Annotated in this window: 17 protein-coding genes and 3 pseudogenes; 9 read left to right on the top strand and 11 right to left on the bottom strand. The window is 70.7% G+C overall.

Going from position 1 to position 22,057, the window contains the following annotated elements; all coding sequences use genetic code 11:
- Positions 1-110: 110 nt before the first annotated feature.
- On the bottom strand, positions 111-4,643 hold the full coding sequence (locus tag GEV28_RS12060) for a TIR domain-containing protein (protein ID WP_291411705.1): 4,533 nt from the start codon (positions 4,641-4,643) through the stop codon (positions 111-113).
- 759 nt (positions 4,644-5,402) lie between these two features.
- On the opposite strand from GEV28_RS12060, the gene ligA reads away from it, so the two are divergent.
- On the top strand, positions 5,403-7,391 hold the full coding sequence (ligA, locus tag GEV28_RS12055; RefSeq protein WP_291411703.1) for an NAD-dependent DNA ligase LigA: 1,989 nt from the start codon (positions 5,403-5,405) through the stop codon (positions 7,389-7,391).
- Between the two features lie 83 nt (positions 7,392-7,474).
- Positions 7,475-7,671 (top strand): annotated as a pseudogene (locus GEV28_RS12050) (transposase family protein); the annotation flags it as partial.
- A 37-nt stretch (positions 7,672-7,708) separates the two neighbouring features.
- Here GEV28_RS12050 and GEV28_RS12045 read toward each other — a convergent pair.
- Complete coding sequence (locus GEV28_RS12045) at positions 7,709-8,626, bottom strand: nuclear transport factor 2 family protein (protein ID WP_291411701.1); 918 nt, start codon at positions 8,624-8,626, stop codon at positions 7,709-7,711.
- Positions 8,627-8,862: 236 nt separating this feature from the next.
- On the opposite strand from GEV28_RS12045, the gene GEV28_RS12040 reads away from it, so the two are divergent.
- Both GEV28_RS12040 and GEV28_RS12035 read left to right on the top strand, forming a co-directional pair.
- The gene (locus tag GEV28_RS12040; RefSeq protein ID WP_291411700.1) at positions 8,863-9,381 is read left to right on the top strand and encodes a hypothetical protein; all 519 of its coding nucleotides are present in this window, start codon (positions 8,863-8,865) and stop codon (positions 9,379-9,381) included.
- A 407-nt stretch (positions 9,382-9,788) separates the two neighbouring features.
- The gene (locus GEV28_RS12035) at positions 9,789-10,541 is read left to right on the top strand and encodes a Clp protease N-terminal domain-containing protein (RefSeq protein WP_367115090.1); all 753 of its coding nucleotides are present in this window, start codon (positions 9,789-9,791) and stop codon (positions 10,539-10,541) included.
- A 43-nt stretch (positions 10,542-10,584) separates the two neighbouring features.
- On the opposite strand, the pseudogene GEV28_RS12030 reads toward GEV28_RS12035, so the two are convergent.
- Positions 10,585-10,746: pseudogene (locus GEV28_RS12030) on the bottom strand (glyoxalase); the annotation flags it as partial.
- Between GEV28_RS12030 and GEV28_RS12025 the strand changes: the two are divergent.
- Positions 10,747-11,670, top strand: a complete 924-nt coding sequence (locus tag GEV28_RS12025) for a hypothetical protein (protein WP_291411743.1) — start codon at positions 10,747-10,749, stop codon at positions 11,668-11,670.
- 314 nt (positions 11,671-11,984) lie between these two features.
- Here the strand turns inward: GEV28_RS12025 and GEV28_RS12020 are convergent, their stop codons facing one another.
- From GEV28_RS12020 to GEV28_RS11985, 8 genes are all read right to left on the bottom strand, one after another.
- Positions 11,985-13,178 carry an amidohydrolase family protein gene (locus GEV28_RS12020; protein ID WP_291411698.1) on the bottom strand — a complete coding sequence of 398 codons (1,194 nt, stop codon included), beginning with the start codon at positions 13,176-13,178 and terminating at the stop codon, positions 11,985-11,987.
- Complete coding sequence (locus GEV28_RS12015; protein ID WP_291411696.1) at positions 13,175-13,864, bottom strand: GntR family transcriptional regulator; 690 nt, start codon at positions 13,862-13,864, stop codon at positions 13,175-13,177. Before GEV28_RS12015 ends, GEV28_RS12020 begins: the two co-directional genes overlap by 4 nt.
- Positions 13,861-14,736: an ornithine cyclodeaminase family protein gene (locus GEV28_RS12010; RefSeq protein ID WP_291411695.1), complete on the bottom strand. Its 876-nt coding sequence runs from the start codon at positions 14,734-14,736 to the stop codon at positions 13,861-13,863. The genes GEV28_RS12015 and GEV28_RS12010 overlap by 4 nt, the downstream gene beginning before the upstream one ends.
- Positions 14,733-15,734 carry a proline racemase family protein gene (locus GEV28_RS12005; RefSeq protein ID WP_291411693.1) on the bottom strand — a complete coding sequence of 334 codons (1,002 nt, stop codon included), beginning with the start codon at positions 15,732-15,734 and terminating at the stop codon, positions 14,733-14,735. The genes GEV28_RS12010 and GEV28_RS12005 overlap by 4 nt, the downstream gene beginning before the upstream one ends.
- Positions 15,735-15,777: 43 nt before the next feature.
- Complete coding sequence (locus GEV28_RS12000; RefSeq protein WP_291411691.1) at positions 15,778-16,752, bottom strand: dihydrodipicolinate synthase family protein; 975 nt, start codon at positions 16,750-16,752, stop codon at positions 15,778-15,780.
- On the bottom strand, positions 16,749-18,110 hold the full coding sequence (locus GEV28_RS11995) for an FAD-dependent oxidoreductase (protein ID WP_291411689.1): 1,362 nt from the start codon (positions 18,108-18,110) through the stop codon (positions 16,749-16,751). Before GEV28_RS11995 ends, GEV28_RS12000 begins: the two co-directional genes overlap by 4 nt.
- Entirely contained in the window at positions 18,100-18,360 is a 261-nt protein-coding gene (locus tag GEV28_RS11990; RefSeq protein ID WP_291411687.1) for a (2Fe-2S)-binding protein, read from the bottom strand. The genes GEV28_RS11995 and GEV28_RS11990 overlap by 11 nt, the downstream gene beginning before the upstream one ends.
- A 220-nt stretch (positions 18,361-18,580) precedes the next feature.
- Positions 18,581-19,729, bottom strand: coding sequence for an FAD-binding oxidoreductase (locus tag GEV28_RS11985; RefSeq protein WP_291411685.1), 1,149 nt, complete (start codon positions 19,727-19,729; stop codon positions 18,581-18,583).
- Between the two features lie 124 nt (positions 19,730-19,853).
- Here GEV28_RS11985 and GEV28_RS11980 point away from each other — a divergent pair, with 124 nt between their 5' ends.
- The 4 genes and pseudogenes from GEV28_RS11980 to GEV28_RS11965 all read left to right on the top strand — a co-directional run bounded on the left by GEV28_RS11980 (position 19,854) and on the right by GEV28_RS11965 (position 21,913).
- Entirely contained in the window at positions 19,854-20,273 is a 420-nt protein-coding gene (locus tag GEV28_RS11980; RefSeq protein ID WP_291411683.1) for a hypothetical protein, read from the top strand.
- Positions 20,170-20,502: pseudogene (locus tag GEV28_RS42260) on the top strand (acyl-CoA dehydrogenase family protein); the annotation flags it as partial. The gene GEV28_RS11980 and the pseudogene GEV28_RS42260, both read left to right, overlap by 104 nt.
- A gap of 227 nt (positions 20,503-20,729) precedes the next feature.
- The gene (locus GEV28_RS11970; RefSeq protein ID WP_291411678.1) at positions 20,730-21,056 is read left to right on the top strand and encodes an acyl-CoA dehydrogenase family protein; all 327 of its coding nucleotides are present in this window, start codon (positions 20,730-20,732) and stop codon (positions 21,054-21,056) included.
- Between the two features lie 2 nt (positions 21,057-21,058).
- A complete protein-coding gene (locus tag GEV28_RS11965; RefSeq protein ID WP_367115089.1) occupies positions 21,059-21,913 on the top strand; it encodes an enoyl-CoA hydratase-related protein in 855 nt (284 codons plus the stop codon).
- Positions 21,914-22,057 lie beyond the last annotated feature (144 nt).

The following is a 22,057-nucleotide window of genomic DNA, read 5'->3' as shown; positions in this document are numbered from 1 at the left end:
GTAGATGATCGGCAGGGCAACCCCAACGTTCCGAGGTAGTCGATCATCGCGTACGCCTCGGCGCGAGTGATGTCGGGGCATCAGGCCGCTGGACCGTCCGAGCGACACGGTCACGGCCACCATCGCACCACGTCGTCGATCGCCGTGACGCATTCGTCGCTAGTCCGGCGCCCGCCCTCCCTCGCGATGACGGGTGCCGCCGCGGCCAGAACTGTCAGCAGGCCTGGCCTGCCGAGTCCGGACAGCAGTTCGCGCACGGATCCGAGGCCGTCGATGTTCTTATGCCAGTACACGGACGCGTCCGGGCGCGCGGCCAGCGTCGCAGTGATCGCACGGCTCTTGGGGTGTTCCGGAGCGAACCGGGTGGCGGCGAGGAGGGCGTAGAGGAACTGCGGGGTCGCGTGTCTGGCCACCGCCGTGAAGTCCAGCCCGGGCAAGGCGGCCTGTGTCGGCAGCACCGCCATGCCTGCCGCGGAGGCCCGGGCGCGTTGGGACTCCGACAGGTGAGGCAGCAGCGCGGCGAGCACGTCGAAGAACCGGGACGCGAGGCCGGTGTCCTCGAGGGCGAGGTCGAGCAGGCGGTCCCGCTCGGTGTCGGTCATGGCCTCGGCGAGGAACCCCACCGTGTACGGCTGCAGGTTAGCGGCCTGCCGAGGACCGGGGTGACCAGCCAGACTGGGAGTGGGAAGGTAGGCCTGCAACTCCCCCACGAGACGTCGCCGGTCAGGGCCGTCGAGGCGGCACGCCACCGCAGCCAGAGGAAGCAGCCTGTGACGTGCGTCGAGTTCGGTCGCCCTCGAACGAAGGGTGTCGACCTCGTCCGCGTCTACCAGGGGAGCCATCATGGCCAGGTACCGGCCGAACCGGTTCTCCGGTGCGGCACGCATCCGTTTCCGCAGTGCTTTCCAGAACTTGTCCGTGGCGCGACCCGGTGCCAAGCTCCGTCCGAGCACGCGCCAAACGTCCATGGCGTCCTCGTCGCCGACGAGGTGCACGGCCTCGGCAAGCCAGCCGTGGATCTCCCGCTCGGTCAGTACCGGCCGGACCGCGGCCAGCTGTGCCGCGAACCCGTGGTGCCCCGCCTCCGGTCGCATGGGGAGGAGATCGGCCGCGCGGCGCAACACGCCCGCGCGATCCTCCTCGGGGCTGTGCCCGGCCAGGGAGATCAGTGGCTCGATGCGCTCCGGCGCGGGAAGCGCGGCAGTCAGCTCCTCAACCCGCGCACGCAGTGCGGCTCGCGCGTCCCAGGACACCTCACCGGTCATCGCGGCCAGCACGTCCGCCTGTACACGCAGGTCGCCGACCCGTCCCGCAGCCCGGGCGGCGTGCCTCTGCTCCTCCTCGTCCCTGGTATGTGCGGCGAGTGCGTCCAGCGCGTCCGCGCGGTATCGGGCCTGGCCCAGGCCGAAACCAATGTCCGACACCAGGTCCATTGCCCGCAACCTGCTGTGGTGGTCCAGGTGCGGGGCAATCCCGGTCAGCGCCTTCGCACGCCGCCATCCCCAACAGGCCGCGGCGAGGTCGACCGCCTCATTTCGCAGTGCGACCGCTTCGCCTGCCGCCACCGCGCCAGACAGCACAGCCACCACAACCGCGTGCTCCCAGTCCTCTAGTCCACGAGCCGCCTTCCGCACCGCGTCCACCGTCTTGCCACGGGCGTGGCCAGCGAGGAAACGCAGCGACTGATCGCGCTCCAGGTCCATGCGAGAACCCGGTTCGGGCAGGGCCTTCAGCGCCTCCTCGGCCAGGACCGGCCGTTGCCTGTCCGGGACCGCCTGGACCAGCGCGGCCAACGTCAAGGCCCGCGCCCAGGCCGCACCAATGCCGCGCGCAAGACCCAGCGCCCGATCCACGGGCGGCCCGTGCAGGAACTCGCAGAGCGGCACCAGTCGCGCGGAGTCGACCTGTCCAGGCTGGGTGGTGATCCGGTCGAGCACGGCGTGCAGCACCGGGAGGCGCCGCTCCTCGTCGACCAGGCCGGCCAGCCTGCGGGTGGCGTCGACCTTGCCCTCGGGGTCGCCGAACGTCGCGAGCATGACGAGTTCGCCGAACAGGTAGGCGGCCACCGCGTCCGGGAGCAGGCGTTCCTCCGCCAAGCGCAGCGCGAGCGCTCGGTGAACCTGGCGCCATCGGTGGACCGGCGTGGGCCGCCCCGCGACGGCGTGGTGGATGCGGACCAGGTCCGACGCCGGGACGTGCGGGATCAGCCCCAGCAGCGCGGTGCCGATGCCGGACTCGTCGGGCAACTCCAGTGCGGCGGTCACCGCCCGCTCCAGATCCGTCGTGTCGAGCGCGCCGCCTACCATGCCGAGCGACTCGGCCCGGTAGGGGAACTCGGCGGCGAGGCCGAGCGCGAGCTGTTCCCGAACGATCGGTTCCCGGACGTGCCGTGGCAGGCGAGCGAGCACGCGGCCCGCGACAGCGATCGCGCGTTTCGACAGAGGCGGGAACACCAGCTGCCACGCGTCCCAGGCCTCTCCGCCTGCCAGGCAGAATCCGTCACCCGCGCGCTGGGCCTCGGCCAGCGCCGCGACCAGCTCGACCCGGGTCGCGTAGTTCTCGATCGCGCGGATCCACCCGAGAGCCACCCGAGGGGACCACACCCGGCCTTCGACCAGTGCCCGCACCAACCCCGGCCGCAGGCCCGCGGCGATCGACTCGACGCTGCCCGTCATGAGTGCGTAGCGGACCTCCCTGGCCACCGTCGCGGCCATGCCACCCTCGGCGAGGCCCATGTCGGTGTCCTCTGTCGCAAGCCGACGCCCCAGCGCGAGCGACGCCTTGTACTCGGCGAAGGCGCCGTGCTTCTCGTGTGCGCGGAACCACGCGTTTGCCGGCGCCTCGCCCGGCCGCGCGAGCTCGGCGGTGAGGAGTTCGTGCAGCGTCTCGACGTACCCGGCAGCAGCCAGGTGCCCAGGCAGGTTCCGCAGCCCGTAGCCGCCGTCGAGGTCACCCAGACGGGTCGGATCGGTGGTGGCCACCGCGGGGATGGACTCCGCCGTGCCGAACAGCGCAGCCAGGTAGCGGGCGATGATCCGGTCGTGGGTCGCCAGGAGGTCCAACTGCTGGTCGTCCCCGGTCATCGTGTCGTCCGGACGCTCACCGAGCAGGTACTCGCGAGCGCTGTCGTGCAATGGTGTGAAGTAGCGGTCGTCCCCGTCCCCGACGATGACGAGGAAGGCCCGCACCCGCCCGGTCATGGCGGCCCGCAGTTCCCGCACGCGCTCCGGAGAGTCCTCGATCCCCGTGAGTGCCACGAGGGTGTCCAGGGGCAACGGCTCGGCGGCGCAGGCGAGCGTGCTCAACGCGGGCAGGACCATGTCGTTGGTGCTGGTCAGTTCGTTCAGGGTGCGGCTGTAAAAGGTCCACACGTCAGGGGGCAGCGACTGCAGGTCGTCCGGAGCGACCCGGCCGGAGCGCACGTCCGCCAGCACGTGCCGCAGGTAGATCCACACCCCGGCACAGCGCCGAGCGAGCGCGTCCCGGAACTCCTGCAGCGGCAGCTTCGCCTCGACCAGCGCCCGCAGCGGCGCGTCCGCACGCAGTGTCTCATCGATGTGGCGGCGGATGTCGTCCTCATTGTCCGCAGAGCCCGGCTCGATCCGCACGTGGTCGTAGGGCCGTTCCCTGGCGTAGAGCGCGACGCCCTCACGCGCGGTCGCGACCACGTAGGCGTTGTCCGGCAACGTCGCCGGCAGGGCGAGCGGCAGGTCGCCGTGCTCGACAGCCAGGTCGAGCCCGTCCACGACCAGCACCAACTTGTGTCCCCGGTCAGCCGCCGCCGCGGCGGCCAAGCGCAGCACGGCCTGGAACCCGACCGCGTCGCCCGCGACCTCCGGGTCCAGCTCCAACTCGTACCGGGTGATGAGCTGGGTGGCGAGACCGCGCAGCGCGCCCGCTGCCGTGCGCCGCTCACCGGTGTTCGACACAAAGTGGTGCGGATGGTCGTGCTCGACCGCGAACTGGGCCACGAACGTCGTCTTGCCGACGCCAGTCTTGCCCTCGATGAAGAAATAGCCGCGTGGTTCCTTGTCGAGGAATGCCTCGATTCTGCTGACCAGCCAGGGACGCCGGGTCAGGTGAATGTCGTCCAGAGGATCGAGAACGTCGTGATAGTGGTCGAGTACCGCGTGTGAACGGACCCGGCGGTAGGAGTCGTCCAGACGGGGGATGTGGCTTGTCAGATATTCAGCCAAAGCGGTGATGTCCGCTCGCTGCCGGCGATGGATCTTGAAGTACTGGAACGTAGACAACACCGCCAACTCACGCGGAAGTCTTTCGGGGTCCACCTCGCCGCCGAACAGGACGGGTACCACCGGAACGCCATGCTCCAGAGCTGTCAGGATCTCCCGCCGCACCCAGTCGCCCGCGCTGTCGATCGGCCGTTGTCCGAACTCACCGTCCAGCCAGCGATCTCCCACGACGATCAGCAACACCGCGCTGGTGCACACCCTGGCCAGGAGCGCCTGCTCGAAATCCTCGCCCAGCGGCATGGACTCGTAGTCCAGGAACACCGCGTTCGAGCCGAACCGGTCGGACAGTTCCGCATGGAGCAACGCCGCCGAAGAAGCCGCGTCACTACTGCGGTAGTTGATGAAAACCAGCGTCGCGGCACCCTCGACACGGCCCGCCTCAACATCCATCAAAACCCCCGTTTTAATCCCACCACAACTCTCGGCCGATCACAGTAGACGATCCCGCCCGTGCACTGTGGATCGGTCATCGTCGCCGAGTCCGGATGATTCGTCATGGATCGGAAATGGATGCGGCAGGTGCGTGCGTCGCAGCCTCGGCGCTTTGCGGCTCGCAGGACGCAGCCTCATTTGTCCGCTGTGCGCTCGGCTTCCAGCAACGAGAGTGGCCATGGCTTGCGGAAACACCCGAGAGACACGAGGAGATTTCATGAAAGACGCTCCCGCGGACCACCGGCGCCGCCGTCTCGACAGCGCCGATGATCGGTGCGATCCGGTGCAACCGCACAGCCCCCGCGGTGCTCGGCGACACCTCGGCTGAACAGGACGTGGCTTTCGTAGTTCGTATGAGACCCGAGGCCGTTGCCGTATCGGTTGGCGGCACCCGAAGGAGGATGCCGCGGCGGCTGCGTACCGTTCCTCGCTGTCGCGTGCTGTCCATCGCGGGCATCTCGCGGGCCGCCGCGACGATGCCGCGCCCGGCTCCGCCCCGACCGGCGCGCGTGACGAGCTGCGGGTGTTTGGGCACAGCTCGGCGCTGCTGGGCGTCGCATTGATCCCGCCGAGTTCGCCGAGGGGTTCGACGCGACGTGGCCGCAGCGCAGCGGCCACGCACGGTCCTCGGTCCGGGCCGACGACGGTGAGCGCTGGAGCATGCTGTGTATCGCGGGTGCGGTGGTGTGTCGGTGGGCGCGGGTAGCGTGGTGCGCTGTGAACGCTGGGGAACGGATCCAGGAACTCGCCGACCGGGTGATGGTGCTGCGTGACGCGTACTACCGGGGTTCGCCGTTGGTGGCGGACGCCGAGTACGACGCGATCGAGGAGGAGTTGCGCGGGCTGATCGAGGCCAACCCGGGGTTGGCGCCGGACCCGAATCCACTGGAGCGGGTGGGCGCGCCAACGGTGCTGCACGTGCCAGTCCGGCATTCGCGGCCGATGCTGTCGCTGGAGAAAGCGAGCCGGCCCGAGCAGGTCGCGGCGTTCTTCGACCGCTTCCCCGGTCAGCCGGTGGTGGTCATGCCGAAGCTGGACGGGCTGTCGCTGGCGCTGGTCTACGAGGACGAGTGGTTGACGCGGGCGATCACCCGCGGCGACGGGACGACGGGCGACGACGTGACCATCCTGGTGCGGGCGCTCGGCGACGGGGTGCCGGAGCGGGTCGCCGCACGGGGTCGGGTCGAGGTGCGCGGCGAGGCGCTGATGCTGCGCTCCACGTTCACCGCCTACAACACCGCGCACCCGGACCGGCCACTGATCAACCCGCGCGGCGGCGCCGCGGGGACGCTGCGCGCCAAGGACCCGGCCACGGTCGCCGGGCGCCGTCTACAGTTCTTCGCGTTCGATCTGGCCACCACTGACGGCGCCCCGACCGACCTGGAGGACGGGCTGGCCACGCTCGGGTTCACGGTCGCCGACATGCGGCACTGCGCCGACGCGGCCGCCGCGCAGGCGGTGATCACCGCGATCGAACAGCAGCGCAACGACCTGGACTACGACCTGGACGGCGCCGTGCTGCGGCTGGCCGACCGCGACGCTTACGCGGCCGCCGGGACCCGGTCGAGCTCGCCCCGCGGCGCGTTGGCGTACAAGTTCGCCGCCGCGGAGAAGACGACCGTGCTGGCCGACGTGGTCTGGGACGTCGGCAAGACGGGCAAGATCGCCCCAGTCGCCTGGCTGGAGCCGGTGTTCGTGGGCGGGGGCAATGTCACCCGCGCGACCCTGGCCAACCAGGAGGTGATCCGCGCCCGCGGCATCAGGATCGGGGACACGGTGCTGGTGCGCCGCGCGGGCGACGTGATCCCGTTCGTCGCCGGCGTGCTCGACGCGTCCAAACGCACCGGCAGCGAGCGGGAGATCGAGCCGCCCACCGCGTGCCCGTCGTGCGGGCACTCGCTGACCGAGCAGGGCAACAGCCGCGAGTTGTTCTGCACCAACGTCGCCTGCCCCGCCCAGACCGTGCGGCGGCTGACCCACTGGGCGTCGCGGGCGGCGGCGGACATCGAGGCCGTCGGTCCGGTGTGGATCGAACGGCTCGCCGAGGCCGGGATCCTCGAGCACCCGTCGGACTTCTACCGCCTGACCAAGGAGAAACTGCTGGAGTTCGACCGCATCGGCGAGGTCTCCGCGGCGCGCATGATCGACTCGATCGACGCCAGTCGCCAAGTGGGGCTGCGTCGGGCGCTGATCGGGCTCGCGATCCCCATGGCCTCCGAGGGCACCGCCACACGGCTGTGCCGCGCGGGGTTCGGCTCACTCGAACAGGTCGCCGACGCCGGCGAGGAACGGCTCGTGGCCGTCGAGGACATCGGGCCGAAGGTCGCCACCTCCCTGGTCGAGCACCTCACCCGACTGCGGCCCGAACTCGAGCGGCTACGACAGTGCGGCGTCTCCCTGGACGTACGCCAGGAGGACCTCCCACCCGTCGTCGCCTCTGACGCGCCACTGGCCGGCACAACGGTGGTGATCACCGGCGCGATCAGCGATCCGCGCTCCGGCGAGAAGGTCCCCCGCCCCACCTTCCAACGGCTGTGCGAGAAAGCCGGCGCCACCACCGCATCCTCGGTCTCGGCGAGCACCGACCTGCTCATCACCGGCGCCGAGGTCGGCGCCAGCAAACTCACCAAAGCCGAGAAACACGGCGTCCAGGTCGTCGACCAGGGCGAGATCTGGCAACAGCTGATCACAGCCGGCATCACCTAGAACCACCCCGAGGCCGACGGTAGGAAAGCTCGAGCTGGCCCTCCGACATCCAGTTCGTGTCGGTTCCATACCGATACGGAACGGTGGCGACGTACTGGCGGACCAACCTGACGATGCGCCAGATCGGGCCGTTGTTCGGGGTGTCGCACTCCGCGGCCCACCGCGTGATCGACACCTTGGACCACTGCTGGCCCTTGAGCCGGCCCGCAGACGTCGAGTCGACCAAGTGACGATCGTGGACGGCACGCTCGTGCCGACCCGGGACCACCGGTTGGCCGCGCTCGGGTGCGCCGCGCGCGCACCCGAGCGGACCGGCGTTACGCGATCGGGGTGTTGATGTCGGCGAGTACCTGCCAGCGGTCGTGGTCACGTACCCAGACAAGTGTGTTGATGAAGTTGCTGTTCGCCTCGAGTTCGGGAATCTGCATGGAGAAGTCGCGCACCAGAACCGCGGTGCGGCAGTTCACGATCGATTGTTTCAGCAGCGGGAACTGTGCGGTAAACTCGTAGCCGAATAGCCCCTCGACGCTGGTCTTGATGTCGGCCTTGGTGAAGTGAATGACGCCGGACGAGGTGACCGAACTGGCGTCCCTGTGGTAGAAGCCGACGAACCGGTCCAGGTCGCGAGCGAGGAACGCGTCGTCGAAGTCGGCCACCGTCCGCTCGAGTTTCCGCGCGCAGTTGTCCCTCGTCGTGCCAGAACTGGAAACCTGGTCGCTCGTGGTGGCCGTCATCGGCGCGGCTTCCTCTGTCGGTATGGCGGTGCTGACCCCGGCGAGCACTTGCCATCGACCGTCGTCCCGCACCCAGGTCAGCGTATTGACGAAGTGCTGCACCAGATCCAGTGACGGCACGGTCAGCGTGAAGTCGATGACCAGCACGGCGGTGTGACAGTCCACGACGCTCTTCTTCAGCACCGGGAACTCAGCTGTGAGGTCATCATAGGAAAACAGGTTCCGGAAGCCCGCCTCGAGCTCGCTTTTCGTGTACTTCACCGCGCCGTTCGTGCCGACCGACGTGGCGTCTTCGTGGTAATAGGGCATGAACCGATCCAGGTCACGGTCCAGGAACGCCTCGTCGAAACTGCGCACGGTTTCGTCGAACTCCTGCGCGCACCAGTTCCCGGCTCTGCCCTGGTTCGGCATCGAGCCGTTACCCGCCGCATTCGCCGCGATGGGAGCGGCAAGCAGACCAACCAGCAATAGGCTGAACAGAGTAATACGATACTTATTCACCAAAGTCCTTCCCCCAATCCCAAATGGATCTCCCCGACCCAGCGCGGAAATACTACGACATTCAGCTGATCTCACCAAGATCAGCTTGAAGCTGATGGTTCTGACGTGCTGCGCGAACTCGCCCAGTACGCTAGCCACCTGCTGTATGTCGAACGCCGTCGGCGTGGTAGTCGCAAGAACAGCAGCTGAAGGAACGCGCCGAGCACGGCGAGGTCGACTGGTTCAGGTTGGCGCCCATGATGCTGTCGAACGCCCAGGGCATTCACAACTCGGTGTCCACGATGATTTCGTTGGGCGTGCTCACCTTGCTGAACCACCCGGAAGAGCGGGCGAAGCTGCTCGCCCAGCCGGACCGGTTGACGGTCGCAGTGGACGAGATGCTCCGGTTCTTCTCGGTCAACGACGGAACCCCGATGCGGCTGGCTCTGGAAGACGTGCGCATCGGCGACACGTTGGTCAAGGCCGGTGATGGCTTGGCAGTGCCGACGTTGCCCGTCAACGGCGACCCGTCGGTGTGTCCGTTTCCCAATGAGCTCGATCTCATGCGGGAACAGCCCGCCAGGCACATGGCGTTCGGCCACGGGCCGCACCAGCGCCCGGCGAATCGCTTGGTGCCGAATCTGCTGGAGATCGTCTACACGACACTGTTCGAGCGGGCTCCCACGCTCGCGCTGGCTGTGCCTGAGACGGAGCTGACGTACAAATACCACTCGATTCAGGCGTTCGGTCCGGCTGAAATGCCGGTTACCTGGTAGGAGTGCCGGCCGCCGCACGCGTGCCTCGGTAGCGGGCGCGGCGGTCTTACCAGTGGCCGATGTGGACCGTGCCATGCCCGACGGTGGGCGTTCACGCAGCGCCGCTCCTCCCTCGGGGTCTGCTCGCGGTGGCGCAGTTCGGTTAGCAGGACAGCGCACCGCAGGTCAGCACCACGGGGAGGGACCGATCAGGAGGTCGCCGATGCGCACGACCGCGCCGGTCGCGGCGAGCATGTGCCCGTATCCGGCGGGCCCTGGCCGAGCCGGACACCGAGCACGGGCCGGCGACGAGCCGTCCCCCGAACTCGGGACCGGGCCAGGACGACGCGGGTACGGGCCTCAACCTGCCGGACCGAGAGGATTATCTGCTGCACGGGTGGAGGGTGCGACGAAGGGTCAACTCCGGGTTGACGGGAACAGAGTGTCAACCTAAGGTTGACGGCATGACGCAGACTACTCCGCCGGTCAGGCTCGACGACCTGATCACGGCAATCACCAAGAACCACACCCACGCCCTCGACCAGCTGGCCGACGCGGTGCTGATGGCCGACCACATCGGCGAGGTCGCCGACCATCTCATCGGTCACTTCGTCGACCGGGCCCGTCGTTCCGGCGCGTCCTGGACCGACATCGGCCGCAGCATGGGCGTCACCAAGCAGGCCGCGCAGAAACGGTTCGTCGGCAAGCCCGACGCCAACCCGTCGCACAGTTTCGAGAAGTTCTCCAAGCCAGCCCACAACGCGATCGTCGCCGCCATGAACGAGGCCAAGCTGGCCGGCAACGCCGAGATAGTCCCCGCGCATCTCGCCCTCGGCCTGCTCGGCACCGAGGGCACTGCGGCAGACGCCCTGCGTGCGCAGGGTGTCGACCTCGGCCAGGCGCGGGACACGGTACTGACGACCCTGCCGGCGCGCAGCGACGCCGATCCGGTGCTGATTCCGTACGACGCCCGCGCGAAGAAGGCGATCGAACTGACGTTCCGGGCGGCCCTGCGGCTCGACGACGACGGTGTCAGCACCGGCCATGTTCTGCTGGGGTTGCTGGAGGAGGAGAACGGCGCCGGGGTGCAGTCCTCGCTGGGCGTCGACGCGGCGGCGGCCGAGAGGTTCGTCGCGGACGCCGCCGACGAACCGCCGTCAACCCGTGGCGGAACCGTCTAAATCTGTCCACAGACGTTGGTAACAGCCGCGAGTTCCCGAAACAGAGCAGGACCTCGTCGATCTCCCGGGTGGCCGGACCGGTGTCCTTCTTCGACGAGGACGCGACCGTCCAGATCGTCCCGTCCGGGGCCCGTACGGCGCCGCCGTAGCCCCAGAGCGACTTCTCGGCCGGCTTCAGTGGCGTGGCGCCGGCGTCGATGGCGGCGTGACCAGGGACGAGGTCCGGGCCGCGGTCGGCCACCTCGACGAGGTGATCGTCCGGCTGGTCCACGCCGTGCTCGGTGGGCGCGACCGGGACGGCACGTGGGTCCCGGTCGCGCCGGACTCGATCGACGGTGTCGTGTTCAGCGGCTTCGGCGGGAAGATGTTCACCGTCCGCGAGGCGGTGCGGGCCGCCGGGATCCGCGGCGAGTTCCTGGAGAAGTACCAGGAGCTCGGCGTGGTGCACGGTCTGGCCGGGCAAGCGGGCATCCTCACCGGACACAACAAGGACGTCCTGCTGCTCGACCTGACCCACCGGGCCTTCGGGCTCCGTGCCGAGCGGGTGGGCCCTGGCCGGTACCGCAAGTCGACCACCTCGACGAACGCGACCATCGAAGTCCTGCTGGACCACTCGGTCACCATCCCGACCAAGGTGACCCGTGCCGTGACGTTCGTCGGTGCGCGCGACGAGCCACTCACCGTGGAACTGGTGGAGCGATCGCGCACCGACGGCTCGATCCACGCGGTCGGGACCGTGCACGCTCCCCTACCCGGGCACGAGGTCCAGGTCGAGCTGACCGTCGACATCGACGCGAACAGCATGGCCGTCCTCAGCATCGAGGACCACACGAAACAAGGTGCTTCGCTCGTACTGGGTCAGCCAGCCGAACCGGATACCCGAGCCCACCAACTCGACGCCCACGCCCAGCTACTCCGACAGCACCATGCGCCTGCTCGTGGAAGGCTGGGCGCTCCACGATCCGCGACCCCTGGAACCGGACGGGATCACCGACGAAACCGAGCCCGACCGCGTCACCGGCACGACCTTCGCGACCATCGACGTCGACGCCGCACTCGCCGACGGGCGGTCGCCCGTCGCGCACGGCTAACCTCCTCACCGGCCTCGGCCGGCCGGCAGAGGCACTGAGCCAGCTGATCCCCGTACTGCTGGAACGACCGCCGCACGAGTACCGCGTACCGGTCGAGCTCTGCACCGCCGTGTGTGGCGCGCTGGCCAAGCTGTCCCCGCGATACCGGGAAGCGGGCATTCGGGCAGTCGCGGACCGGTTGACCTACACGATCACCAGGCCGCACTACCATGTCCACGACGACCGCGAACTGACTCGGTGCCTGCGACGCCTCACCGCACTGGGACCTGCCCCCGAGATCACCGCACTGGAACACCGCGTCGGGGCAATGCGGTCCGGCGCGAAACTCGATCGGCCCACCTAGGTGTGCCGGTCAGCCGCTGACCGGCACACCCGCCTGGATGACCGTGCGGTGCTCCGGCCCGCCCCACAGCAGCGACGGGTTCGTGAGCGGGTCGCCGTCGATGACGAGCAGGTCGGCCACGCAGCCGACCCGCACGCGGCCGAGGTCGGGGCGGCCGATCAGGTCCGCGTTCACCGACGTCGCCGAGCGCAGTGCGGTCACCGGTCCGTCGATCTCGGTCTGCAGCCGGATGCCCTGCAGCTGCTCGTCTTCCAGTTCGCCCATCAGGTCGGTGCCGAAGCCGACGGGGACACCCGCGGCGCGGGCGAGTGCCACGGCCTTGGCCCCGGCGTCGAGTACCTCGAGGCTCTTCCGCACCGAGACCGGCGCCAACCCGGCCTCCGCGCCGCGACGGCTGATCGCGTCGTAGGTGGCCAGCGTCGGCACGAGGAACGCGCCGTGCTCGGCCATCAACGCGGCGGTCTCCGCGTCCATCAGGTTGCCGTGTTCGATGGAGCGCACCCCGTTCAGCACCGAGTGCCGGATGGCCTCCGGCGAGTACGCGTGCGCGGCGACGTAGCTACCCCGCCGGCCGGCCTCGTCGGTGGCCGCGCGGATCTCCTCCGCCGAGTACTGCGGCACGCGGATGGGGTCGGCCAGCGACATGACCCCGCCCGAGGTCATCAGCTTGATGGCGTGCGCGCCGCGCCGGAACCGGTCGCGGACCGCGACCCGCACCGCGTCCGCTCCGTCGACGACCTCGGTGCCGTGCGCGTGGCAGCCGCACACGTCCATGTCCACGCCGCGCGGGTCGCCGTGCCCGCCGGTCTGGCTGAGCGCCGCGCCCGTGTAGAGGTACCGCGGCGACGGGATGAGGCCCTCGTCGATCGCCTTGGCCAGGCCGGCGTCCCCGCCCGCGACGTCGCGCACGGTCGTGAACCCGCGACCGAGCGCCGCGGCGAGCCGGCGCGCCCCGACCAGCGTGACGTAGCTGAGCGGCCGGCCCTCGATGCCGAGCATGTCCAGGGAGATGCCGTACGCGTGGAAGTGCGCGTCGATCAGTCCGGGTAGGACGGTGCCGCCGCGTGCGTCGATGACCCGCTCGGCCGCGAAACGTCCACCGACGCCGACGATCCGACCGTCCTCGACGTGCACCGGGCCGTCGGCCAGCTCACCGGACTCGCCGTCGAACACCGCGGTGTTGATGATCGACAAGCTGCTCATGAACCCTCCCCGTTCTCGGCCCAGATGCCGCGTACGTGGGCGATGTGGCGCCGCATCAGTCGTTCGACGCCGTCCGCGTCGCCGGCGGCAAGGAGATCCAGCAGCTCGGCGTGTTCGTGGGCGGACGGCACGAGGGCGTCGCGGTCGGCGAGGGTGCGTAGACCGTAGATCCGTGACCTCGCCCGCAGCGAGCGCACCGTCTCCACCAGGTGCTGGTTGCCGGCCAGGGCGAGGAGCCTCAGGTGGAACTCCATGTCCGCGGCGACGTGTGCGATCAGGTCGCGGCGGGCGGCCGCCGCCTCGATCTCCTTGGCCAGCGGGCGCAGCTCGTCGAGCACCTCCGGTGCCACGCCGGCCTCCGCGAGTCGCCGCACGGTCGGCACCTCGATCAGCGCGCGCAGCTCGCTCAGCTCGTCGAGGTCCTTTTCGGACAGATCGGTAACGCGGAAACCCTTGTTGCGCACGGTGTCCACGAGACCCTCGCCGACCAGGTCGAGCATGGCCTCACGCACGGGGGTGGCGGACACGCCGAACTGCGCGGCCAGGCTGGGCGCCGAGTACACCACACCTGGCCGCAGCTCACCGGAGATCACCGCCGCCCGAAGGGTCTGGGTGATCTCCTCGCGCAGGTTCCGGCGGGTGCCCAACGCGGGCAGGGTGAGGGTGGCCTGTTCGTCCCCTGTCATGCCCGTTTCTCCCAGCTGCTCGCGGCGATCACCAGATCCTCCCACGCCATCCCGACGCTCTTGAACAACCTCGGCCGGTCCCGGTCGAAGGTGGCCGCGCCGCGTACCAGGCTCGCCAGGTCGACCAGTGTGTCCGGATCGAACCGGCCGGCCGCCATGGGTCGGACGACGTCACCGGCCTCGCGGAGTGCCGCCGAGCGGGCCTCGACCACCACTGTCGAGGAACACACCGTGGTGTCGTCGACCTCCCTGGCGGTCGGCTCGTGCGAACCGACCGCCACGACAGTGACGTCCGGACGCAGCACGGCGCCGTCGAACAGCGGTGTGCGAGCCGTTGTCGCGCACACGACCACGTCCGCCATCGCCACGTCCGCCGCCGAGCCGGCCTTGGCGTCCACAGAGGATGCGAATGTCCTGGCGCGGTCGGCATTCCGGCCGATGACGACGACCTCGCCGACCGGCCGGACCGCGCGGATCGCGGCGATGTGGCTCCGCGCCTGCGGCCCGGTGCCGAAGACCACCAGCCGGGACGCGTCCGGTACGGCGAGCGCGTCCACGGCCAGCGCCGAGACGGCCGCGGTCCGCAGCGTGGTCAGCGCCGCGGCGTCCAGCATGGTGAGCGGGGTCAGGGTTTCGGCGTCGAGCAGCAGGTAGCTGCCCTGGATCCGCGGGAGCCCCCTGGCCGGGTTGCCCGGCGCCACCGTCGCGACCTTGATGCCGGCGTAGCGGCCCCACTCCGCCGGCATCAGCAGCAGCTGGCCGTGCTCGACCGGGACCACGGCGCGGGCCCAGTCGGCCTCCGGGTCGAGCCCGTCGCGCAGTGCCGTGCGGAGCGCCGCGACGGCGTCGGGGATGGGCGCGAGCGGGATCACAGCTGGAACCCCTCTGGGAACGGGTCGTCCGGGTCGAGGAAGTACTGCGCGGTCCCGGTGACCCATGCGCGGCCGGTGATCGTCGGGACCACGGCCGGCAGGTCACCCACCGTCGTCTCCTCGACCAGCCGGCCGATGAAGTGCGTGCCGATGAACGACTCGTTGCGGAAGTCGGTGTGCGGTGGCAGTTCGCCACGCGTGTGCAGCTGGGCCATCCGCGCGCTGGTGCCGGTGCCGCACGGCGAGCGGTCGAACCAGCCAGGGTGGATCGCCATCGCGTGCCGGGAATGACGGGCGGTGGAGCCGGGCGCGGCGAGGTAGACGTGGTGGCAGCCGGCGATGTCCGGGTTCTCCGGGTGCACGGGCCGGTCCTGCTTGTTGACCGCGTCCATGATGGACAGTCCGGCGTCGAGCAGCCGTCCTTTCTCCGCGCGGTCGAACGGCAGTCCGAGCTGGTCGAGGCCGAGGATGGCGTAGAAGTTGCCGCCGAAGGCCATGTCGTACCGCACGTCGCCGAAGCCGGGCACGTCGACGACGCGGTCCAGCCCGAGCGTGAACGACGGCACATTCTGGAAGGTGACCGAACGTGCGACCCCGTCGGTGACGGCGACCTCGGCCACCACGAGCCCCGCCGGCGTGTCCAGCCGGATGGTGGTGACCGGCTCGGTGACCTCGACCATGCCGGTCTCCACGAGCACGGTGGCCACGCCGATGGTGCCGTGCCCGCACATCGGCAGGCAGCCGGACACCTCGATGAACACCACGCCCCAGTCGGCGTCGGCGCGACTGGGTGGTTGCAGGATCGCGCCGCTCATCGCGGAGTGGCCGCGTGGCTCGTTCATGAGCAGCCTGCGGAGGTGGTCGAGGTGCTCGATGAAGTGCAGCCGCCTGTCGAACATGGTGTCGCCGGGGATGACGCCGACCCCGCCGGTGATCACGCGGGTCGGCATGCCCTCGGTGTGGGAGTCGACCGCGTGGAAGACCCGTTTGGCGCGCATCAGGACAGCCCTTCTGTGTCGGATTGGTCGCTCCGCTCCTCCGCTAATTCGCCGTCTTCCCTCCTGCGCTGCTCGGCCGGCTCGTTCCTCGCGGGCCTGCGCTGCTCGTCAGTCCAGACGGCGCACGCTCCGTCGCTCCGCTCCCCGCCAGAACGTGTTCGGTGGCTTGCCGAACGGCCGCCTCGTGCTCCGGGGTCAGCGGCACGCGGGGCTGGCGGCACGGGCCGCCGTAGCGGCCGGCGATGTCCATGCTGAGCTTGATCGCCTGTACGAACTCGGTGCGGGAGTCCCAGCGCAGCAACGGGTGCAGCAGCCGGTACAGCGGCAGGGCCTTGGCCAGGTCACCCGACGAGGCGGCCTGCCACAGCTCCACAGTGGACTCGGGCAGTGCGTTGGGGTAGCCGGCGATCCAGCCCGGCGCGCCGGCGATCGCCAGCTCCAGCGTCACGTCGTCGGCGCCGCACAGGACGTCCAGACCGGGTGCCAGCTCGGCGATCCGGTAGGGTCGCCGCACGTCGCCGGTGAACTCCTTCACACCGACGATCAGCCCCTCCTGGTACAGCCGCGCGAGCAGCTCGGGCACCAGGTCGATCTTGGTGTCGATGGGGTTGTTGTAGGCCACGACCGGCAGGCCGGCCTTGGCGACCTCGCGGTAGTGCGCGAGCACGGCACGCTCGTCGGCGCGGTAGGCGTTGGGCGGCAACAACATCACGGCCTGGCAGCCGGCCTCCGCCGCCTGCTCGGCCCACCCCCGGGCCTCGGCGGCGCCGTACGCGGCGACGCCGGGCATCACGGTGAACCCCGCTGGCGCTGCCTCGACCGCGGTGGTCACGACGCGGGCCCGCTCCGTGGAGGTGAGGGTCTGGTACTCGCCAAGCGAGCCGTTGGGGGTGACGCCGTGGCAGCCGTGCGCGGCCAGCCACGTGACGTGCTCGGCGTACCGGTCGTAGTCGACGGCAAGGGACTCGTCGAGTGGCAGCGCGGTCGCCACCAGGACTCCGTGCCACGGCTTGGTCATGGTTCCTCCACGTGCTGTTCCGCGAGACTTCCGAGGGTGACCGGTTGGGCGATCGGACGGGCCGACATGCCGAGCAGGTCCGGCGCGGTGACCGGCCGGCCGCGGGCTTCGGCGACCAGGCATGCCGTCGGATAACCGCACACCCGACCCTGGCACAGTCCCATGCCGGGCCGGGCGAGCAGCTTGACGGCCCTCGGCTCGGTCGCCCCGAGATCCACAATGGACCTCCGGACGTCGCGGACCGGGACCTCCTCGCAGCGGCAGACCAGGGTGTCGTCCGCCAGCCAGGTCTGCCAGCCAGGCTGGACGGGGTAGGTGCGGTGCAGGGCGGCGGCGAACGCCCTGAGGGCGGCCCGCCGGCGCACGAGCCGCTTGCCGGGCACCGCGCCGGCGGCGTACCGGCCGGCCAGCTCACCCTCCACAAGGGACAGTTGGGCGCCGCCGACACCGCAGACCTCGCCGGCGAGGTACACGCCGGGGACGGAAGCGCGCTGCCGGTCGTCGGCCGTGGCCACGAGGCTGCCGTCGGCGTCGAGGTGTGTGTCGCAGCCGAGCTGGAGCGGGAGCTCCAACTGTGGCGTGAAGCCGTACCCGACGGCGACCGCGTCGCACTCGATCTCCCGCTCGGTGCCCGCGACGACACGCCACTCCCGGTCGAGTGTCGCGACGGTCACCGCGCGGACCCGGTCGTCGCCGTGCGCGGCGACCACAGTGGACCGGGTATGAGTCCGGACCCGGTGCCGGCGCAGTGCCCGCAGGTATGACGCACCCTCGGTCAGCTTGCCGAGGTTGCGCAGCACGGCGGCCGGATGGCGGGCGAAGCCGACCGGGCTGCCGGCCTCGAACACGCCGGGCACACGTGCCCCCGCCTCGGCGAGGCCAACGGCGACCGGCAGCAGGAACGGCCCGGTGCCGGCGACGACGACGCGATCACCGACGACGACGCCGTGTCCCTTGAGCAGTGCCTGCGCGCCACCGGCGGTGAACACGCCGGGCAGGGTCCAACCGGAGAAGGGCAGCTGCCGGTCGTGGGCGCCGGTCGCCACGATCACCGTGCGGGACCGGATCTCCCCGGCGGACGTGTGCGTGGTGAAGCCGTCACCGGTGCGCTCGACGTGCCAGATGGCGTGGTCGGGCCGGAAGTCCAGCGGAGTGTCACGTAGACGGTCCAATGTGGACCAGAGCCGATGGCCGCGGCCGTGGTCACCGTCGCGGTGCCGCCAGTACTGACCGCCGACACGGGGACCCGAGTCGACCAGCGTGACCCGCGCCCCGGCCCGGTGCGCGGCGACGGCGGCGGCGAGCCCGGCCGGCCCGGCGCCGAGGACGGCCGCGTCGACGACACTGTCAGCTGCCATGGCCGGTGCCCTCCTGCGGCTCGACCTGGTCGCCGTCGCGGACCTCGGTGAGACACGCCCGCTGGTTGGGCCGGCCGTTCACGACCACCAGGCAGTCGAAGCAGATCCCGATCCCGCAGAAGATGCCGCGTGGCGCCCCGCCGTGCCGGGTCGTCCGCCACGACCGGTACCCCGCCGCGAGCAACGCCGCACCGACACTCTGCCCCGGTTCCGCGACGATCTCCTTGCCGGCAAAGGAAAACGTGCTCACGACCGCGCCTCGCAGGCTCGGCCCGGCAGCTCGCGGTCGCTCTGTGACATTGGTTCGCTCGCAAGCTCGCGAGGTGACGACCCCTCGCAGGCTCGGTCTCGCCGCTCGCGGTCGCCCTGTGACATTGGTTCGCTCGCAAGCTCGCGAGGTGACGACCCCTCGCAGGCTCGGTCTCGCCGCTCGCGGTCGCCCTGTGACATTGGTTCGCTCGCAAGCTCGCTCATCCGACCGCCTCCCGCGCGAACCGGTCGGGACGGAACGGCGTGAGGTCCAGGTCCGGCGCCACACCCGTCAACGTCTGCGCGATGAGGTGACCCGTCGCGGCGGACAGGCCGATGCCGGCGCCCTCGTGACCACACGCGTGCACGAGCCAGGGCACGCGCGGATCCGGCCCGATCACCGGCAGGTGGTCGGGACAGTACGGCCGGAACCCGAGATAGCTCCGCAGCAGGTTCACCTCCGCGAGGAACGGGAACAACCCGACCGCCTGCGCGGCGAGCTTCCGCAGCACCGGCAACGACATCCGCCGGTCGAACCCCACCCGTTCGCGGCTGGCGCCGATCAGTGCCGTGCCGGCGCGGGTGCCCTCCACGACGACGGACGTCTCGAGCCCGGCATCGTCGCTCGCCACGTTGGCGACGTAGTCGGCGGAGTAGACCTTGTGCCGGATCAGCGGCGGCAACGGCTCCGTCACGAGGACGAACCCGCGTCGCGGCAACACCGGCACGGGCGCGCCGGCCAGTGCCGCGACCTCGCCGCCCCACGTGCCGGCCGCGTTCACCACCCAGTGCGCGGACAGCTCCCCCGCGCTCGTCCGCACACCCGTGACCGCGCCGCTCCGGTCCCGCCGGAACTCCTCGACGGAGGTGCCGGTGTGCACGGTCGCGCCGAGGGACTTGGCGGCACGCAACAGCTCGGCAGCCGCGAGCATCGGCTGCACCTGCATGTCCTGCGGGTAGTACACGCCACCGGCGACGTCGCGGGTGAGGTGCGGCTCCAGCCTGGCGAGCTCCGCCGCGCCGACGTCGACCGCGGCGACCCCGCACGCACGTTGCCGCTCGGCCAGAACCGCCAACCCGGCCTCCGCCTCCGGGCTCCGCGCGACCACCACGCCGCCCTTGGCGTGCAGCTCGAACCGGTCGGCGCCGAGCCGCTCCCCCAGCTCCGCCCACAACCGGACCGAGAGCAACGCGAGGTCGAGCTCGGCGCCGGGCTCCTTGTCGGACATCAGGATGTTGCCCTCGCCGGCACTGGTCGTGCCGCTCGCCACCGCGCCCCGCTCCACCACGCCGACCCGCAGCCCGGCCGCCGCGCAGTAGTACGCGCACGCGGCACCGACCATTCCGGCGCCGACCACCAGCACGTCCACGTCAGTACGATGTCACATTGCACCCGCTCGGCCAACACTGCGGACGCTCGTGCCCGACTCTCACGTGCCGTGACAGAAGCTGCCGGCGCCGCGGCGCGCGCCGGGCCGCACTGGGCGGTGCGCGATGACCGCGTTCGCGACCACGCCGGAGGACAAGGAGTTCGCCGCGTCCGCGGTCGAGTTCCTCGACGGTGCGACGACCCGCCGGCCCGCGGCCGACGTGTCGTGGGGCGTGGGCGACGAGGGGCTCGCGCTGTTCCATGAGACGAGCGGTGCCGAAGAGCGAGCCGAGGCCGACGTGGCGAAGACGTGGCAGCGACGGCGCTGGGACGCGGGGTTCGGGTGGATCACCGGGCCGGCGGAGCACGGCGGCCGGGCATTGCCACCGGCGTTCGACCGGCTGTACCGGCGGATCGAGGCGGAGTTTCGCCGTGCCGGACATGGGTGCGCTGCGGATCGGGCTCGGCTGGGTGTCGCCGACGATCGTCCGGTACGGCTCGGCGGCGCAGCTCGAGTCCTACGCGCGCGGGCTGCACCGGGGTGAGCTGGTCGCGTGCGCGTTGCTGTCCGAGCCGGACGCCGGATCGGACCTGGCGTCCGTGCGGACCCGGGGCGTGCGCGACGGCGACGGGTGGCGGCTGTCCGGGCAGAAGATCTGGACCTCCAATGGACGGTTCGCCGATCTCGGCCTCGCACTCGTGCGCACCGACCCGGACGCGCCGAAGCACCGCGGGCTGACCGCGTTCCTGGTCCCCATGCGGCAGTCCGGTGTGGACGTCCGGCCGATCCGGCAGCTCACCGGCGGCACGAGCTTCTGCGAGGTGTTCCTCGACGGCGCGGCGGTGCCGGACGCACTGCGGCTGGGCGAGGAAGGCGAGGGCTGGCGGGTGGCGACCGCCGCGGTGGCCACCGAACGGCAGGACGCCTCGGACCGGTCGCACGGGCCCAGCGGCTGCTCGGCATCCTCGCGACCCGGGCCGGGCGGGCGGACGACCCGCTGGTGCGGGACAGCCTGGCGCAGCTGCACGTGCGGCTGCGGGTGGCACGGCTGCACCAGCTGCGCACCCAGTCCGCCGCGTCGCAGCAGCTCGACCGGGCGGGCGGGACGATCGACAAGCTGGTGGTGGCGGCCAACCTGCGCGACATCGGCGAGCTGGTCGCGGAGTTGCTGGGGCCGGCGTTCGCCGCGGACACCGGCGAGTGGGGCACGTTCGGCTGGACGAAGTGGATGCTCGGCGCGCTCGGGTACCGGATCGCGGGTGGCACCGAGGAGGTACTGAAGACCATGCTGGCCGAACGGATCCTGGGTCTGCCACGGGAGGGCTGAGAGTGTTCGAGACATTGGTGCTCGACGTCGAGGACGGCGTCGCGACGGTCACGCTGAACCGGCCGGCGAAGCTGAACGCGTTCCAGTCGGTGATGCGCGACGAGCTCGTCGCCGCGTTCGACGTGACCGACGCGGACGACGCCGTGCGCGCGGTGATCGTGACCGGCGCGGGCCGCGCGTTCTGCGCCGGCGCGGACCTGTCCGGTGGCGGCTTCGAGTCGGCCGAGCATGCCGCCGAGACCCCGCTCCCAGACTCGGGTGGCGTGGTGACGATGCGGATCTTCCGCTCGCGCAAGCCGGTGATCGCCGCGGTGAACGGGCCGGCGGTGGGCATCGGCGCGACGATGACCCTGCCGATGGACATCCGCCTGGCGTCGTCGTCGGCCCGGATGGCCTTTCCCTTCGCGCGACGGGGGATCACGCCGGACGGCGCCGCGAGCTGGTTCCTCCCCCGCGCGGTCGGCATCAGCACGGCCGCCGAGTGGGTCTACACGGGCCGCATGATCGAGGCTGACGAGCTGCTGGCCGCCGGCCTGGTCCGCGCGGTGCTCTCGCCGAACGAGCTGCTGCCCGCGGCACGCACCCTGGCCGCCGAGATCGCCGCGAACGCCGCCCCGGTGTCGGTGGCGGTGAGCCGCCGCCTGCTGTGGCAGATGCTCGGCGCCGCGCATCCGATGGAGGCGCACATCGCCGAGTCCCGCGCCCTGCACGAGCGCACGCGGAGCGCGGACGCGGCCGAAGGGGTGGGGGCGTTCCTGGAGAAGCGCTCCGCCGACTTCCCGATGCGGGTGTCCGAGCACGCCCTGGACCTGTTCCCTGGCGTGCCCGAGCCGGCGTTCCGCTCCGACCCGATCTGAGGTGTGGCCTCCGGTCCCGACATCCAGCCGACCGGTTCAGCCAGATCGGTATCCGCACCTACCGCTACTCGGTGCGGGTCCGGCTGATCGGCGACCGTGTCCACCCCTACGGCCCTCTTGCCGTGCCAGGTCACTGCTTTCATC

This window comes from Actinophytocola sp. (genome assembly GCF_009379765.1).
GTDB lineage: Bacteria > Actinomycetota > Actinomycetes > Mycobacteriales > Pseudonocardiaceae > Actinophytocola.
This window is presented reverse-complemented; position numbering and strand designations above follow the sequence as displayed.